The 14,663-nt window shown below is 62.6% G+C and carries 10 protein-coding genes; 4 read left to right on the forward strand and 6 right to left on the reverse strand.

Annotated features, from left to right (window positions below; all coding sequences use genetic code 11):
- Positions 1 to 216: 216 nt before the first annotated feature.
- Positions 217 to 375 (reverse strand): hypothetical protein, encoded by a 159-nt coding sequence (locus JQ609_RS03830; protein WP_212272075.1) that lies wholly within the window; start codon positions 373 to 375, stop codon positions 217 to 219.
- Between the two features lie 515 nt (positions 376 to 890).
- Between JQ609_RS03830 and JQ609_RS03835 the strand changes: the two genes are divergently transcribed.
- The 3 genes from JQ609_RS03835 to JQ609_RS03845 all read left to right on the forward strand — a co-directional run bounded on the left by JQ609_RS03835 (position 891) and on the right by JQ609_RS03845 (position 4,458).
- On the forward strand, positions 891 to 1,529 hold the full coding sequence (locus tag JQ609_RS03835) for a FecR domain-containing protein (protein WP_212272076.1): 639 nt from the start codon (positions 891 to 893) through the stop codon (positions 1,527 to 1,529).
- Between the two features lie 123 nt (positions 1,530 to 1,652).
- On the forward strand, positions 1,653 to 2,351 hold the full coding sequence (locus tag JQ609_RS03840; RefSeq protein ID WP_212211124.1) for a Crp/Fnr family transcriptional regulator: 699 nt from the start codon (positions 1,653 to 1,655) through the stop codon (positions 2,349 to 2,351).
- Entirely contained in the window at positions 2,344 to 4,458 is a 2,115-nt protein-coding gene (locus JQ609_RS03845; protein ID WP_212272077.1) for a CHASE2 domain-containing protein, read from the forward strand. The genes JQ609_RS03840 and JQ609_RS03845 overlap by 8 nt, the downstream gene beginning before the upstream one ends.
- Before the next feature lie 14 nt (positions 4,459 to 4,472).
- On the opposite strand, the gene JQ609_RS03850 is transcribed toward JQ609_RS03845, so the two are convergent.
- The 5 genes from JQ609_RS03850 to JQ609_RS03870 form a co-directional block, all read right to left on the reverse strand.
- Positions 4,473 to 6,326, reverse strand: coding sequence for a patatin-like phospholipase family protein (locus JQ609_RS03850; protein ID WP_212272078.1), 1,854 nt, complete (start codon positions 6,324 to 6,326; stop codon positions 4,473 to 4,475).
- Between the two features lie 244 nt (positions 6,327 to 6,570).
- A complete protein-coding gene (locus tag JQ609_RS03855; RefSeq protein ID WP_212272079.1) occupies positions 6,571 to 6,747 on the reverse strand; it encodes a hypothetical protein in 177 nt (58 codons plus the stop codon).
- Positions 6,748 to 6,876: 129 nt separating this feature from the next.
- On the reverse strand, positions 6,877 to 9,783 hold the full coding sequence (locus JQ609_RS03860) for an NHLP bacteriocin export ABC transporter permease/ATPase subunit (RefSeq protein WP_249127633.1): 2,907 nt from the start codon (positions 9,781 to 9,783) through the stop codon (positions 6,877 to 6,879).
- Entirely contained in the window at positions 9,780 to 12,008 is a 2,229-nt protein-coding gene (locus tag JQ609_RS03865; protein WP_212272080.1) for an NHLP family bacteriocin export ABC transporter peptidase/permease/ATPase subunit, read from the reverse strand. Before JQ609_RS03865 ends, JQ609_RS03860 begins: the two co-directional genes overlap by 4 nt.
- Positions 12,001 to 13,269, reverse strand: a complete 1,269-nt coding sequence (locus JQ609_RS03870; RefSeq protein WP_212272081.1) for an NHLP bacteriocin system secretion protein — start codon at positions 13,267 to 13,269, stop codon at positions 12,001 to 12,003. Before JQ609_RS03870 ends, JQ609_RS03865 begins: the two co-directional genes overlap by 8 nt.
- Before the next feature lie 255 nt (positions 13,270 to 13,524).
- Between JQ609_RS03870 and JQ609_RS03875 the strand changes: the two genes are divergently transcribed.
- Positions 13,525 to 14,106 (forward strand): hypothetical protein, encoded by a 582-nt coding sequence (locus tag JQ609_RS03875; RefSeq protein ID WP_249127634.1) that lies wholly within the window; start codon positions 13,525 to 13,527, stop codon positions 14,104 to 14,106.
- Positions 14,107 to 14,663: the final 557 nt, after the last annotated feature.

Here is a 14,663-nt window from a genome sequence, read left to right on the forward strand (position 1 = left end):
TTCGCGACATCGCTCGGAAGGACTCGACGCATAAGCTGCCGAGGCGGCATCGTCGAGATCGCTGAGGCCTCGCGGAAGACGTCACTGAGAGTGTCCATCAAACCGCGCAAAGGATGGGACAGCGAATTGCTATCCCATTCTCTTTCGTCTGCATCAAGCGAACCATCAACCAGCAAGAATACGGTGATGATGACAGCCGTATCCTCGGCTGGATAATCAGTCGACCCTTACCATCAGGGTGCGGCCGTTGACGTAGCCGATGGCGTAGGTGCGGCCGTTCATCGTGTTATAGCGAAACTTGCGGTGACCGCCGACGACGGCATTGGGTTCGTTGTCGCCGAGTTGGCTGTGGGTGTTGCTGGGCCGGGTGATCATGACTTTCTCCATCTCGTCCGACCGGCAGCGGTTATCGCTAGCCTCACGTCGGCGGTAGAGCATAGGGGACGGCGCTTTACCCCGCTGTTCCCTCGGGAACAGCTCCAGACAGCAAGCATTCGAGTGGTTGCATGCCTGATAACACGTTGGAAAATAAGGAACTATATGGGAGTGGAGTGAGCTGCGGAGCTGTCAGTTGTTGAGCCCTCGCGAGCCCTGGGGGTGGTTCGGCGTCTCTCTCCCGCATGCGAGAGAGAGTTCAGACTTGAGGAAGCCAGCGCTGCAATTTGTCGCAGCGATTTGTCGTGACAGCATCCAAACGCGCTCGATGCGGGCTTGAGAACATCGGTCGCGGCCGCGTGTCATCCATTTGGTTTACGATTTGCTCTTGAGCTGATCGGCGGTTCGGTAGTGAGATCACACAGGAGGCCAGCCATTGTTGGCTTCCGGTTGCCTGCACTTGGCTGCTCCGCTAGCATCAATCCCGCAATAGAGCGGATTGTACGATGCGTTTCATGCTTCAGGGATCGCGGCGATATTTCGGGCATCCGTTCGATCGACGAGAGCTCTTGGGCTTCGTCGGCACGCTGCTTGCGTCAGCAGCCCTCAGTTCGCCAGTGCGCGCCGCCGATCCTGCCGGCCGCGTTGAAGAGATCAAGGGCGAAGCGTTTGTCGATGCGAGCAACCAGCAGCGGCCTTTGCAGAAAGCATCCTCACTTTTTGTCGGCGATCGCGTCGGGACGGGGCCATCCTCCCGGCTGACGATGTTGATGGGCGAGGACACGACGATCAAGCTCGGCGAAAAGGCGCAACTGGTCATTGACCAGTTTCTTTCGACCACCGGAGGCGAAATCTCGCTGCAGTCCGGTCCGATGCTTTTTGACCGGCCGAGTGGAAGCCGGCCCGTCGCAATGAAGATCAGGAGCTCTTACGGCCTCATTGCCGTCCGTGGCACAAAATTCTTTGCCGGACCGAGCAACGGCGTTTTTGGCGTGTTTGTCGATCACGGCACGGTCACTGTTTCCGGAGGCGGGAGCGAGGTCGTGCTACAGGCAGGAGAGGGGACAAACCTGGCCACTCCGGGTTCGAAACCCTCCGCGGCCACCAAGTGGGGCACGGAGCGGATTCGCGGCGCTTTGGACAGCGTTAGTTAGCTTGTCTGATCAATTTCGCGCGGCATGCAGGATAACTTCACGATGGAGATCCTGAAGATGCGGAGAGATTTTCCGGTCTGACGTCAAATCATTGCAAACCGAGGCCTTTCATTCAGGCGACAAATGTCCAGCAAAGATACTCTCGTTTCTCTTCTGTCGAAAACCGAACTCTTCAAGGGCCTGGCTCTCGAGGATCTCGAGGCCTGCATTCCGTCGTTTCGCGAAGCCAAATTCAAAAAGGGACAGGCGTTGTTTACGCGCGGCGAGCGCGCGACGGGCCTTTACCTCGTCGCGGAAGGACGTGTGCGATTGGCGATCGCCACCGAGGATGGTCGCGAATTGAGCTTTCGGCATGCGACAGCGGGTGAACTGCTCGGTGAAATTGCGGCGCTTGATGGCGGCACAAGGAGCGCCGACGCTACCGCCCTCACGGCGGTGACGACCTACCGGCTCGACAAGGAGGATTTTCGTAAGCTTTGGACCGCGCGGCCGGTGCTGTCCGAGCGGCTGATATCGTTTCTCTGCAGCCGGCTGCGGGACACCAGCGGACAACTTGAGTCGATCGCGCTCCATCCGATGCATGTCCGGCTGGCGCGCTTCTTCCTGGTCGCGATTGGCGACCGCAAGCCCGTGCCGGGAAAGCGGCTGCCGCTTGATCTCGGCATGTCACAGGGCGAACTCGCCTTGCTGCTCGGCGCCAGTCGTCCCAAGATCAACGAGGCGCTGGGTAAGCTGGAGGAAGTCGGCGCCATTGGCCGCACGCTTGACCGAATCTTCTGCGATCCGCTCAAGCTCGCCGAAGTTGACGGATCTCATGCTTAGCCAGCTGGGCAAGACGCACTCAGGCCTGATTGCCGGACTTCTAGCGCTCGCGCTGTTCCTCGCCGCCCTATTGTTGATGCCGAGGGAATGGCGGAACGTATCTCGTGAAAGGGCATTCGATGTGGTGCTTGCGGCCGACCGGCTGATCCGCCGATCGAAGCCGCAAGAGACGGCTAGCAGCGTTCCGGTCGTCGTTGTCGATATCGATCGGCGCACACTTGACGATTTGGGGCCGTGGCCGTGGCCGCGCGAGACGATGGCGCGCCTCGTCGAAGCGGTGGCCAGTGGCAAGCCGGCCGTCGTTGGAATCGATGTCCTCTTTACGCAGGCGGATACCCGCTCTCCAGCCGCGTTGGCGCGACAGCTCGGCTCTCTCACCGGCAATCAGGATATCAGCGCGCTCGCCGGCGGTCTTCTCGACGGTGACAAGCATCTCGCCGCGGCGATGAAGGGCGTTCCGGTGGCGCTCGGATTTGTTCTCGATGCCGACAAGGCCGACGGCGTCCCAGGGGTGCCGGTTCTCGCACGCCATCCGGTCGTGCTGGATGGCCTCTGGCGGATGACCGGCGGCCTCGGGCCGGTGTCGCCGCTGGTCGACGCGGCGAAAGGGCTTGGCGCGCTTTCGTTGCCCGGAGACGCGGATGGCAGGATCAGGCGCGTGCCGCTCCTCGTCGGCGCCGGCGAAGCGACGCGACCGGGCCTGGCGCTGGAAGCGATCCGGCTGTTTGAGCGCTCGCCGGCCTATTCCGTCGATGCCAACCCGCAGCGGATCATCGTCGGCGATCTCGACGTGCCGTTGCCCGGCGACGGCCTGCTGCGATTGGCCGGCGCCGACATCCGCAAACGGGAGGCGCGCACGATCTCCGCTGCTGACGTCGTGAGCAACAACGCCATGCAACGCGCGCGGCTTGCCGGCGCTATTGTATTGATCGGCGGGTCGGCGCCGGAGCTTGGCGGATTGCGCGAAACGGCAACTGATCCGCTTGTCCCGTCGGTCGAGATTCAGGCCGATGCCATCCAGCAGATCTACGCGCGCCGGGCGCCACAAGCGGTTCCGTTAGGCTTTGCTCTGACCCTGATCATGGGATTGATCGCCGTGGTCGCGGCGTCCGCTTTGTCGCCGGTGTTGGGTGCCTTTGTCGGCCTGACCGCTTTGGCGGTTCTCTGGTCGGGGGCGATCCTCGCGTCTCTGCTCGGGGATCGGCTGATCGATCCTGTGATGCCGTCCATCGGAGGGCTGTTCGTCTTCATGACATCCTCCGTCAGCTCTTACGCGCTGGTGGCCCGTCGCGAAGCACGCATCCGGAGCCGATTCGAGCAACATCTGGCGCCGGCGGTTGTGAAGAGGATCGCGGAGAATCCGGGCCTCCTGAAGTTGAGCGGCGAGAAGCGCGAGATCACTGCGCTGTGGACCGACATCGAGGACTTTACCGCGATGACGCATCGCGCAGGACCCGAACAGCTTGTCGCCGTGCTCGACGAATATATTGAAGGGATGGCGGCCATTGTGATGAAGCATGGCGGGATGGTCGATAAGATCGTCGGCGACTCCGTCCACGCGTTCTTCAACGCGCCGCTCGATCTCAAGGATCATCCGCAACGCGCGCTCGACTGCGCCGAGGAGATCCGGATATGGGCGAAGGGATTCCAGTCCCGGATCGAACCGTCTCACATCGGCTTTGGCCGCACGCGTATCGGAATCGAAACCGGTGAAGCCATTGTCGGCGATATCGGGATCAGGTCAAAGCTCGACTACACTGCCCACGGCGATTCCATCAATTCGGCGGCGCGCCTGGAGGCGCTCAACAAGCGTTATGGATCGACCATCTGTGTCGGGCCATTCGCGGCCGCGCGCTGCACGACAACCCTGTTCAGGCCGCTCGGTGTCGCGTCACTGCGCGGCCTTGACGTGCCCGTCGAGGTTTTTGAACCCTGGCCGCCGGAGGCCTCGGCGGATTGGCGCGAACGATATATTGCGGCGTATCGATTGATCGAAGGCGATAAGACTGGCGCGGCGCAGTTGTTTGAAGGCTTGGCTGCGGAGTGTCCCGGCGACCCCGTTCCGCGCCTGCTGGCCGCGGAGTTGCGGGCCGTGCTGTCGACTTAAGACAGATGTAGCGCTCACAGCCTGGTCAGCGCACCGCTTCCAAGAATGGCGGCAATAGCGGAATTGCCCTCCGCTTCGAGCACTGTGATGCGCTGCCGCGCCCAGAGATAGGCTGAGTCGAAAATCTCGGTGTGGCGTTCGAATTCGGTTACGCCGACTCCGGCCGGAATTGGTGGCCGCATGACGTGATCGGTCGGTGCGGCCGGGATCGTATCATAGCGCTGATGGGCGACGAGACTGCGCCACAGCACGTTGACCGCGTTGGGCGCCGCCGGAAGCAGCTTCTTGCGGAACGGCACCAGCATCGCGGCAGCCAGTTCCAGCCGGCCGGGCAACGCCGCGTAGTCGACGTCAAACGTCTCCACCTCGGGTTCGCCGAAATGCACGACCAGATTGGGGCCGCTCTTGAGTTGATGCATCGGATCCAACGGGACGTTATCGATCAGGCATCCGTCGACCAGCATCGCGCCGTCCCTGGTGTAGAAGGGCGGCAACAGCCCGGGTATGGCGCTCGATGCGCGCACCGCCTGCCAGAGCAACCCCGACTGGATCAGCTCGAGGCAGTGCGTCGAAAGGTTGGTTGCGACCGCCGCAAACGGCCGCCAGCAGTCCTCGATCCTGCACTCCGCCCCGTACTGTTCGGCAAGCGCGCGATCGAACGCCTTGTGATCCAGCAGAGCGTATCGCGGCCAGGTCGGGCGGCGGAAGCTGCGGCTCTTCACGAAGATCTCGTGGGCGCCGCGTTCGAGACGGTCAGCCTCGAAGTTCTTGGCGAAGCCGGCGGCCATGGCGGAGCCGACGCTGGTGCCGACAAAGATATCGAACATCACGCCGCGCTCGCGAAACGCCTTGTAGATGCCGGCATGGGCGAATCCGAAGCTTCCGCCTCCCGCGGCCACGAATCCAATCGCACGCCCGGACAGAAAGCGGATCAGGCTGTCGATGTCGAGCTGATCCTCGAGCGCGACGTGGTGGTGCATGAAGCAGGGCAGGCGCGCGAGCCACGCCGTGGTGCCGCTGACTTCGCCGCTGCGCCGGTCATGGATACGCACGATCCGGCGGGCCGACACCGGATGCACCTGGCAGGCGAAGGTTTCGATATCTGTCAGGCTTTCCGCAGGCGCATCTCCGCGACATGCCAGCACCACCATGTCCGCCTGCCGGATCGCCTTCCGCGTCCAGGCCGGCACCTCACCGCTGCCGAGATAAATCACGAGCGGCGAAACCTGCTCGAGCTTGTTGAGCCAGTCGGTGACTTCGGGGGCATCCAGTTCGCGGCCGGGAAACATCGAGCTGACGCGGGCCGGATCGACGATCTGGGCGTTGGTCCTGGCGAGGATCTCGCGCATGCGTCGATAAAAGGCGACTGGAATCGGCTCAAAGCCACCATCGATCAGCGCCACCGTGCGCGCCATCGGCGAGGTACGCGTCGTTGGAATCTGTTCCGTTCGCTTAGCAAACCGAAGCGCGAGCGCCGCAAGCAGCGCCTCGGCTATCGCCGGCGTGTTCTCCGCGAGGCTTTGGTAGGCGGTGCGCGTCAGCACGAGCACGCTGGTGTCGCGGATGGCGATCACATTGGCGGTACGGGCAAGGTTGGCGAAGAACCCGATCTCACCGACCAGCTCTCCGGCGCGGAGTTCGGCAATCGGGAGAGAGTCGCCGGTGCGGCGTACCGCGAGGGCGCCGTGCAACACAATGTAGAGGGAGTCGGCAGGGTCCCCCTGCGCCACCAGCATTTCGCCGCGGACGAGGTCCTGCCGGATCATGGCATCGAAGGTTTTGAATCGCTGCTCCGGCGTGAGCGCCTTGAACAACGCGAGGTCCTCCGACAGCCTCCCCCACGCAAATACCGGACCTGGCTTACTCATCGGCGCCTTCCACTGCGAGGCTGTGATGCTATCGCCAGCAGAGCCCGACGGCGAGCGATATCAGGTTCGGCGTTGCTTGTTGCGGTATTTCGTAACGGTTGACGGCTGGCCGTGGCCGGACAAGCGGATAGAGGATGTTTCGTTGCTGCGCAGCAAAACGCGATGCGGCACTGCAGCGACCGTCCGACACAAAAAAGACCGCCTGTAGAGGCGGTCTCTTCCGTGCTGTCAACGCCTTCAGCCCTTAGAAGGGGAAGATGTTGCGGATGAGGTTACGGAGCCAGCCGAGCCCGTCGCCGCCACCGGTGCCATTGCCGCCGCCACCGCCAGTGCCGCCACCGGTTCCGCTGCCGTGCCCGCTGGCAGGTTTGCCGCCGCTAACAATGAAGAGCTCTTTGTCATTGAGAAGTTCGTGGTTCATGGTCGCCTCCTGTTTTCTAGCGAAGGGAGAATCCGCTTCGTCTATGGTCAGGAGACTAAGACCGCGCCGGCCTGGCGCAGTGACTGGCATCACGCTGCGAAGGACGTTCGCGACGGGTGATTCATATCACTAAAGCAGTTGGCGCTTGGCGAAAGATGCAAACATTCCCGGCGTGTTGCTGAGCTCATCATAGCTTCCGGTCTGCACCACCTTGCCGTCGACCAGCACGATAATGCGATCCGCCTGCCGGACGGTGGAGAGCCGGTGCGCAATGACGATCCGCGTCACATTGAGGTTGCCGAGCGAGTTGCTCACGATCGCCTGCGACTGATTGTCGAGCGCGCTTGTCGCCTCGTCAAACAGCAGAACACGCGGCCGGCGCGCGACCGCGCGGGCGATCATGATGCGCTGCCGCTGGCCACCGGACAGCGTATTGACGCCTTCGGCGACCACGGTGTTCATGCCCATCGGCATCGCCTTGATGTCGTCCTCCAGGCCGGCGAGCCGCGCCGCTTCCCAGGCCTGGTCGAGCGGCAGCTGGACGCCGCCGCAAATATTGTCGTAGAGGCTGCCGGTTGCCAGCTTGCCGTTTTGCAGCACGACGCCGAGCTGGCGGCGCACCGCGCTGATGTCGAGCGTGTCGATGGCCTTTCCATCGAGGAATACCGTACCGGACTCCGGCTTCTCGAACCCCAGCAGCAGCCGGAACAGCGAAGATTTGCCGCTGCCTGACGGACCGACGATGGCGACGTATTCGCCTTGCGCGATTCGGAGCGAGACATTCTCGAGCACTGGCGGACCGCCTTGCGTGTAGCGGAAGGTCACGCGTGACAGCTCGATCGTTCCGGACAGTTCGCCGGGGGATTTCCGTTCGTCCGACAGTTCGGCCGCCCCCGAAATCAAGGGCCGAAGGCGGGTGATGCTGGGGATGGCGATCAGGGATTCGCTGATGCCGGATGCCCAGGCGCCGATCGACGCCATCGACTGCCCGAACGCGGCGAAAAACGCCAGGAAGCCGCCGACATCCAGCAGCAGCTTGCTCTGCAGATATGTCGCCGCGGCGAAGATGATGAGGGTGGCGATCAGCGGATACGCCGTTTCGAAAACGCCGAGGGCATTGGAGACCTTCTGCGACGAGATGAAATTGCGCTTCTGCGCGGCGAATTGCTTCGACCACACGGCGAGCGCGCGCGCAGTCGCGTCGGCGACGCGCAGCTTTCCGATGCCGGTGATCAGTTGCAGCACGAAGCCGTCGATCTTGCCCTGCTGGGTAAAATACTTGTTCTCGTAATAAAGACGCAGCGCGCTGGTGGCGATGATCAGCAGCGCGCGGATCAGCGTCAGCAACAGTGCGATCAATCCCAATTTGACATCATAGTAAAGCATCAGGCCGATGCTGAACCAGGCGAACACGCCCATCAGCATGCTGCGTAGCGCGCGCCCGGTGAAGACCCGGCGCGCCGCGTCGATGCCCATCGATCGGTCGACGAAATCGCCGACCGTGTACTCACGAAACAGCGACGTCGGCAGCCTGAGTACCCGGTCGATCACCGCGGCCTGCAGCCGCCAATCCATCAAGCCTTCGACTTTCAGCATCGCCAGCCCCTCCATCGTCTGGATGCTGGCGATGGCGATGGCCGTGACGGCGAGGGCGAGGGCGCAGAACGTGAGCTGATCAAGCTCGCTGCGGGGGATCACCGAATTGATCAGGACGTTGGTGATGAGCGGCGTCACCAGCGACAACAAGCCGATCGCGACGATCGCAATTGCGATACGAAGGAAGCTTCCGGTGGAGTGCCGGAATGCGAAAGTCAACAAGTCGCGGAACCGAAGCGGGCGAGCCGGGAGCGCGGGGTAGAACGAGACGGCCTCCGGCGCCAGTTCCATTGCAACCGACCGATCGACGGGCCGCCGCGTTCCCGTTGTTGTGTCGAGCATCACATAGCGGCGGTTTCCGCGGCGAATGAGTGCGACCGGATTTCGCGCCTCGCCGTGCCATGCGACCAGCGGCCCGGCGTCCTCGGTCCACCACTCGCCCCGCAACAGCGTCCGGCGCACGCGCAAGCGTGCCGCGCGGGCGATCTCGACGGCGCCATTGAACCCGGCTTGGGCCAGTACGGAGCGGGGCGGGACGGAGAACGGCATCTTGATCGCTTCCACGACGATCCGGCAGGCGTTGAACAAAGGATCCGCCGAGTCGGTCGCCATCTCGGTGTGGGTGGAGCGCTGCACGACGACGTCGGAAAGGCGTTCAAAGGATTCCGCGGTCTGCGTTGTGATCAATTCGGTGCGAAGCACGAGGCGCCGTGCCTCGCGCTCGACGTCGCGCGCCAGATATTCCCTGATGCAGCTGGCCACGCTGAGATGGAACTGGTCGATGGCGCGCCACAGTTGGTCGGCGTCCGGCATCGTTTCACTGCCGAGCGTGCTACAGCCGGATTGACCCGCCTCGATCCACATGCCTGACGTCAGCGGCAGTGGCGGGCCTCCAGCGGCAATCGATGGTTCAAGCCCCATCGGCTTCGCCGTCCCGGCTTGCAGGGAGACCCAGACCATGCTGCGTGCAGGACCGCGGCGCCGTTCATCCGGCGGGATCTCGGCCGCGCCATCGCTCGCGACTTCGAGCATGTCCCAGCTCGGGTTGGGTCCGGCGATCAGCCGCGCAAGCCGCCTGATCCAGGTGGTGATCGGATCGAGGGACTGAACGTCCATGCGCGGCACGAGCTGCGCTTCGGTGCCGGGGCTTCCGACCGCGAGCACTTGAATTTGCGGATCCGACCGGTTGAAGCCTTCCTGCAGATCGAGAATGATCTCTCCACTCTCGGCCCGAAACAGATGGTGCCGGGCGCCGTCGGTACTGCCTTCGACAAGCCGCACCGCGAAGACATCGACATGCCCCGCGGTGATCTTGAGCGCATAGCCGCGGTGATCGAGCAGCTTTGGATGCCGTCCATCGAATGCGATATGGCCCGCCGGATGGGCGGTCGCTTCCTGATTGGCCATCGCGTGGGCCTGCTGGAGGAGAGATTCACTCATTCCTGCGCCACTAGTTTTGCGTACGTGCCCTGAACGCCCATCAGTTGTTCGTGGGTGCCCCGCTCGACGATCTTGCCCTGCTGCAGCACAATGATCTCGTCGCAGTCACGGATGGTGCTGAGGCGGTGCGCAATGATGATGCAGGTGCAGCCGCGCCGCCGCAGATTGTCATCGATGATCTTTTCGGTGATCGGATCGAGCGCGCCGGTGGCCTCATCCAGGACAAGAATCGACGGATTGGAAACCAGCGCCCGCGCGATCTCGATCCGCTGACGCTGGCCGCCGCTGAAATTGGTGCCGCCCTCGTTGATATAGCAGTCGTAGTTTCCCGTCCGCGTCGCGATGTCTTCGTGGATCACGGCATCCTTCAATGCCTGCGAGAGATCGGCCTCGGTGATGGTCGAGTCCCACAGCGTAAGGTTTTCGCGTGCCGTACCCTCGAACAGGAAGATGTCCTGGTCGACATAGGTGATCGAATTAGCGAATACCTGCGGCGGGATCTCCGGCAAACTCCATCCGTCGACACGAACCTCGCCCGCCCAGGGTCTGTAGAGACCGCAAATCAGCTTTCCGAGGGTCGATTTTCCGCTTCCCGAGGCGCCGACAAGGGCCACCCGCGAACCCGGATGGATGTCGATCGAGATGTCATCCAGCAGCGGCGGCTCCAGGATCGAGTAGCCGAATTTGATATTGCTGAGCTCGACCCGGCCGGTCAGTTTTGGCGGAAAGCGCTCGGGCGCGATCGCTGGCTTGTCCGACTTTCCGAGCGGATAATTGTAGACGTCTTCCAGGCGCTCCAGCCCGCCCTTGATGGTCTGCACGTTGCCGAAATAATTGACGAGTTCGGTCACCGGTTCGGAGAAGCTTGCCATCAGGGACTGGAAGGCCACGAGGCCCCCAAGGGTCAGCGATCCCTCGATGACGCGCAGGCCGCCAACGCCGAGAATCGCCGCCACGGTCAGTCCCGTGAACAACGTCGGCAGCATATCAAGATAGATCGAGGAGGCACCGAGTTCCTGCTCGGCGTTCAATGCCTTGGCCTGGATGCCGGCCCATTGGCCGAACGCCTCGTCCTCCAGACCGCTGGCCTTGAGGGTTTCGATGCTGCGCACCGCGCTGACGGTGGAGCCGACGAGCTTGCCTTGCTCCAGCGCGAGGCTGCGGCTGAGGTCTTCGCGACGTCCTCCGATGAACTTCAACGCCAGCACATTCGCCAGCGTCATGCTCACGCCAATGATGGCCAGCGGGAGATCGTAGATGGCCATCGCCGCGGCGAAGAAGACGATCGACGTCAGATTGAGCGCATTCGACGCGACACCGCTCGAGAGCAGGCGGCCGATCTGCTCGTTGGCGCCCACGCGGTTGGAGATATCGCCGGCGTGACGCTGGGTGAAGAACTCGACTGGGAGCGCCATGACATGCCAGAGAAAGCGGCTCACCATGACGACCGAAAGCTTGGTCTGCAGCCGCAGCAGCAGCGATTGGCGCACCAGCGTCAGCAGCGCGCGGATGATCGCGGTCAAGGCCATGCCGATCAAGAGCGGAATGAACCAACTGCTGGTGCGCTGGATCAGGATGTTGTCGATGAATATCTTCGAGAAGCCGGCAGCGACGATGGCGGGCACCACCAGCGCGAGGCTGACGAGCACCAGCAGGCCGACGGGGGTCTTCGAGGAGCGCAACTCGCGCAGCAGCAATCGCAAGCCTTGCGGCTTGCTGCCCGATCGCTGGAATTCAGCCGTCGGCTCCATGGTGAGCGCAACGCCGGTGAAGGCGAGATCGAGCTCGGCCATGTCGGTGCGCCGGCGTCCGGTCGCGGGATCATTGATGTAAACGTCGTTGCCGTCGATCCCCTCGAGCACCACGAAATGATTGAAATTCCAATGGATGATGCAGGGCATCGGCAGTTCGTGCAGCGTCGTGGGCTCCTTGCGAAAACCCTTGGCGTCGAAACCAAAGGTGCGCGCTGCCCGGACGATGTTGCTCGCCTTGCTGCCGTCGCGCGAGACGCCGCACGAAACGCGAAGCTGCTCCAGTGGAATCCACGCGCCGTGGTGCGCGAGCACCATCGCCAGCGCCGCCGCGCCGCACTCAACGGCTTCCATCTGAAGAATGGTCGGCGTCTTCTTGACGTTCCTGCGCCAAAACAGCCTTCGAAACCGGTGCCAGAGGGAAGGCGGCCGGAACTGCGGCGGAAGCGGTTGCTGCGGCGGGGCGCTATCCATCAATTCCGGTCAACCGCCTCAAGAGGGGCACCACCAGATCGAGCGGGCGTTGCCGCCGAGTGGTGATTTCCGCGCGCGTCAGCGTTCCGCTGGTAAGGCGGATCGGCGGCCCCTGTCCAACCGCCCAGCGGTATCCGCTGACGGTTTCGGGGTCCTGCTCCAGGCTGACGGTTGCGGCGTAAGCGGCTCCTTCCTTTGAAAACCGGGTAACCAGATTGTCGTTGTGGAGGACGGCTGCCATGCCCTGCGGCGTCATCGGGAAATCCGAGATCGTCACGACAGTGCCGACCATGGTCCCGAATTCCTCGCGCTTCACCGTGCTTGGCTCGATGCGGACCGGCATTCCTAGCTTGACGTTCTTGCCGCGCTCGGCGGGAATATAGATCAGGGCTTCCAGCTTCTGGCCTTCGCTTTCGATCGCGACGACAGGTGCGCCGACCGCAAGCACGGCGCCCGCGGAGACCTTGATTTCGAGCACGCGGCCATCCACCGGGCTGACGATCCTGGTATTCTGGGTCAGCAGCCCCGCAGCGGAGTCCATCTGCCGGCGGGCGTCATTGAGGGCAAACTCGGATGTCTGGGTCTCGCGTTCGCGCTGGGTTTCCAGATCGGTCTGTGTCGTCCGGAGCTTCAGGATTTCATTGAACGTATCTTCTTTTCGTTGCTGGGCGTCGGTGAGGTCCCGGCGCCGCTCCTCGAGCGTGCGCCGCGTCGTCAATCCCTTCGCCATCAAATCCTCGAGGGTTTTGACATCGTTCGTCAGATAGTCGATGCGCTGCGAGGTCGCCTTGATGACCTGGTTGAACGCGGCTTCCAGCTTCGCAAAATTCTGTGCCTTCGACGCAAGCTCGCGCTTGGTTTTGTCGATCAGGTCAGCGTGCTGGCGTTCCTTCTCGCGGAACACCTCGACGGCAGCCTGGTGGCGTTGCTGGATGTCGGTCTGAACGATCTCCGCGATCGGTTGCCCCTGGTTGACGCGGTCACCGACCATGACGCTGATGGTTGCCAACCGGCCGGAGGCGGCAGAAGACGCCTCGACGACGCGGCCGCCACCGCTGATCAGAATGCCCTGGCCTTCAGCACGGGTAGGGACGCGGCCGACAATGCCCCATGTGACGGCTGCGATAAGGGCGATGCAAATGGCAAATACCAGCATCCAGTCGAACGGTCTGGTAATGCGGACGAGATGATCAAGCTGTTCGGGCGATGCGGCGCGCTGCAGCGCGACGGCGCGAAATGTCCGCTGCGAGAGATCGGTCATTTTCCCGGGTCCGTAACCAAACCGGGGACGGCCTCCCCAGCCGCGAGCAGTCGCTGATTTTTCTCATCACGCACAGCTCTGTTCCTCTCGGGGCAGATAATACACAAAAGCCGATGCGGAACAACCAAACGGGCCTGCCTACCCGCGCCGGAACGCGCGTTCGTCGTGCAAAAATGACGCAGGCCAGGTTCGGTCCGCCCTAGCAGCGCATGTAATCGCGAACTATGCTTGGCGACCAGGTCCGAGGCTGATCCAATGGGCGTAACCGCCGTCTGGAAAATGATTGGCAGAGTGGTGCGGGGCGGCAAGAAGCCCGCTTGCGTTCCCAATGGGCAATCCATGACCCGCCTGCGTCGCGAATGGGTGCCGCTCGCCCTCGGCGTCACGATGCTCCTGCTGGCGCCGAACGTATCCAGCAGCGGCGTCCTCAGCGAAAGCGATTTCAAAAAGGTCGAAGCCATAAAGCCGTTATTCCAGAACTTGATGGGTGATCTCGTTCAGACCGCCAAGCGACCCGATATTTCCACTGGTGACGCCGATTGCATCACGTCGACAATCCGGGAACTGCTTCAGATCTCCGAGGAGCTTTCGAGTTACGAATATCTCATCACCATTGAAAAGGAGATCACCGACTTCGGCGAAAACAGCCCGGTGAAGGGCGTCGTCAAATTCGCGATCGAAAAGACAAATACGATCCTTGCCGAGGAACGAAAACGATTGGTTCAATTGTCGGACCGCTGTTCGCGCTTCCCGCTGGCCTTCAGCAAAACGCAGCAGGCACTGCAATTCATCGATACGACAACCAATCTTCTCAATTCCATTCAGGTACGCCTGTGAGCGAGCGGCGTTCATGCGTGTCCCCTTTATTCTGTGATTGCCAGAATAGGTTTGCGCGTTAGCTTCACCGTGACGGACGTCACAAAGCGCCGACACGGCTTAAGGCGCTGCGCTGCTGCCGCGTGAGAAGTCCGCGCTTTGCCGCCAGCGAGCAGAATCCGCGGCCGCCGGGAGCGGGCGTGGTTCGGCGGATTCCACATCAGCTCGAACCCAGCAGGTGCAGTGCCATGCCGTTGACACGTGCAGCGTTGGCACCCTGACCGGTCACTGTCACCGGGCCGCATGGAGCTTCGATTTGGCTGGCGCTGCCATCGGGGCGGGACGTCAGCCGTCGCAACGGCAAGGCCACCGGGCCCGCAATAATAGCGGCACCGATCCAGCGAGACAGGTTCATCCGCCGGCCATGCCGGCAGCAAGTCCGTGAAACGGCGGGTCAGCGACACCGTGAACTGCATCGGGCGGTTATGTCGGTCCGCCCGGCGGGTGCGGACTTCGCGGCCCGGTGCGGCCAAAGGCAAGATACTGGGCTCCGCAGGCGAGTCCCCGCTTACCCGTGG

It is taken from the genome of Bradyrhizobium sp. AUGA SZCCT0169 (assembly GCF_018130085.1).
Taxonomy (GTDB): domain Bacteria; phylum Pseudomonadota; class Alphaproteobacteria; order Rhizobiales; family Xanthobacteraceae; genus Bradyrhizobium.

Bases quoted from the DNA above. Each gene is read 5' to 3' on its own strand.
- JQ609_RS03830 (WP_212272075.1), bottom strand. From the start codon at position 375: ATGATCACCCGGCCCAGCAACACCCACAGCCAACTCGGCGACAACGAA.
- JQ609_RS03875 (WP_249127634.1), top strand. From the start codon at position 13,525: ATGGGCGTAACCGCCGTCTGGAAAATGATTGGCAGAGTGGTGCGGGGC.
- JQ609_RS03855 (WP_212272079.1), bottom strand. From the start codon at position 6,747: ATGAACCACGAACTTCTCAATGACAAAGAGCTCTTCATTGTTAGCGGC.
- JQ609_RS03850 (WP_212272078.1), bottom strand. From the start codon at position 6,326: ATGAGTAAGCCAGGTCCGGTATTTGCGTGGGGGAGGCTGTCGGAGGAC.
- JQ609_RS03840 (WP_212211124.1), top strand. From the start codon at position 1,653: ATGTCCAGCAAAGATACTCTCGTTTCTCTTCTGTCGAAAACCGAACTC.
- JQ609_RS03860 (WP_249127633.1), bottom strand. From the start codon at position 9,783: ATGAGTGAATCTCTCCTCCAGCAGGCCCACGCGATGGCCAATCAGGAA.
- JQ609_RS03845 (WP_212272077.1), top strand. From the start codon at position 2,344: ATGCTTAGCCAGCTGGGCAAGACGCACTCAGGCCTGATTGCCGGACTT.
- JQ609_RS03835 (WP_212272076.1), top strand. From the start codon at position 891: ATGCTTCAGGGATCGCGGCGATATTTCGGGCATCCGTTCGATCGACGA.
- JQ609_RS03865 (WP_212272080.1), bottom strand. From the start codon at position 12,008: ATGGATAGCGCCCCGCCGCAGCAACCGCTTCCGCCGCAGTTCCGGCCG.
- JQ609_RS03870 (WP_212272081.1), bottom strand. From the start codon at position 13,269: ATGACCGATCTCTCGCAGCGGACATTTCGCGCCGTCGCGCTGCAGCGC.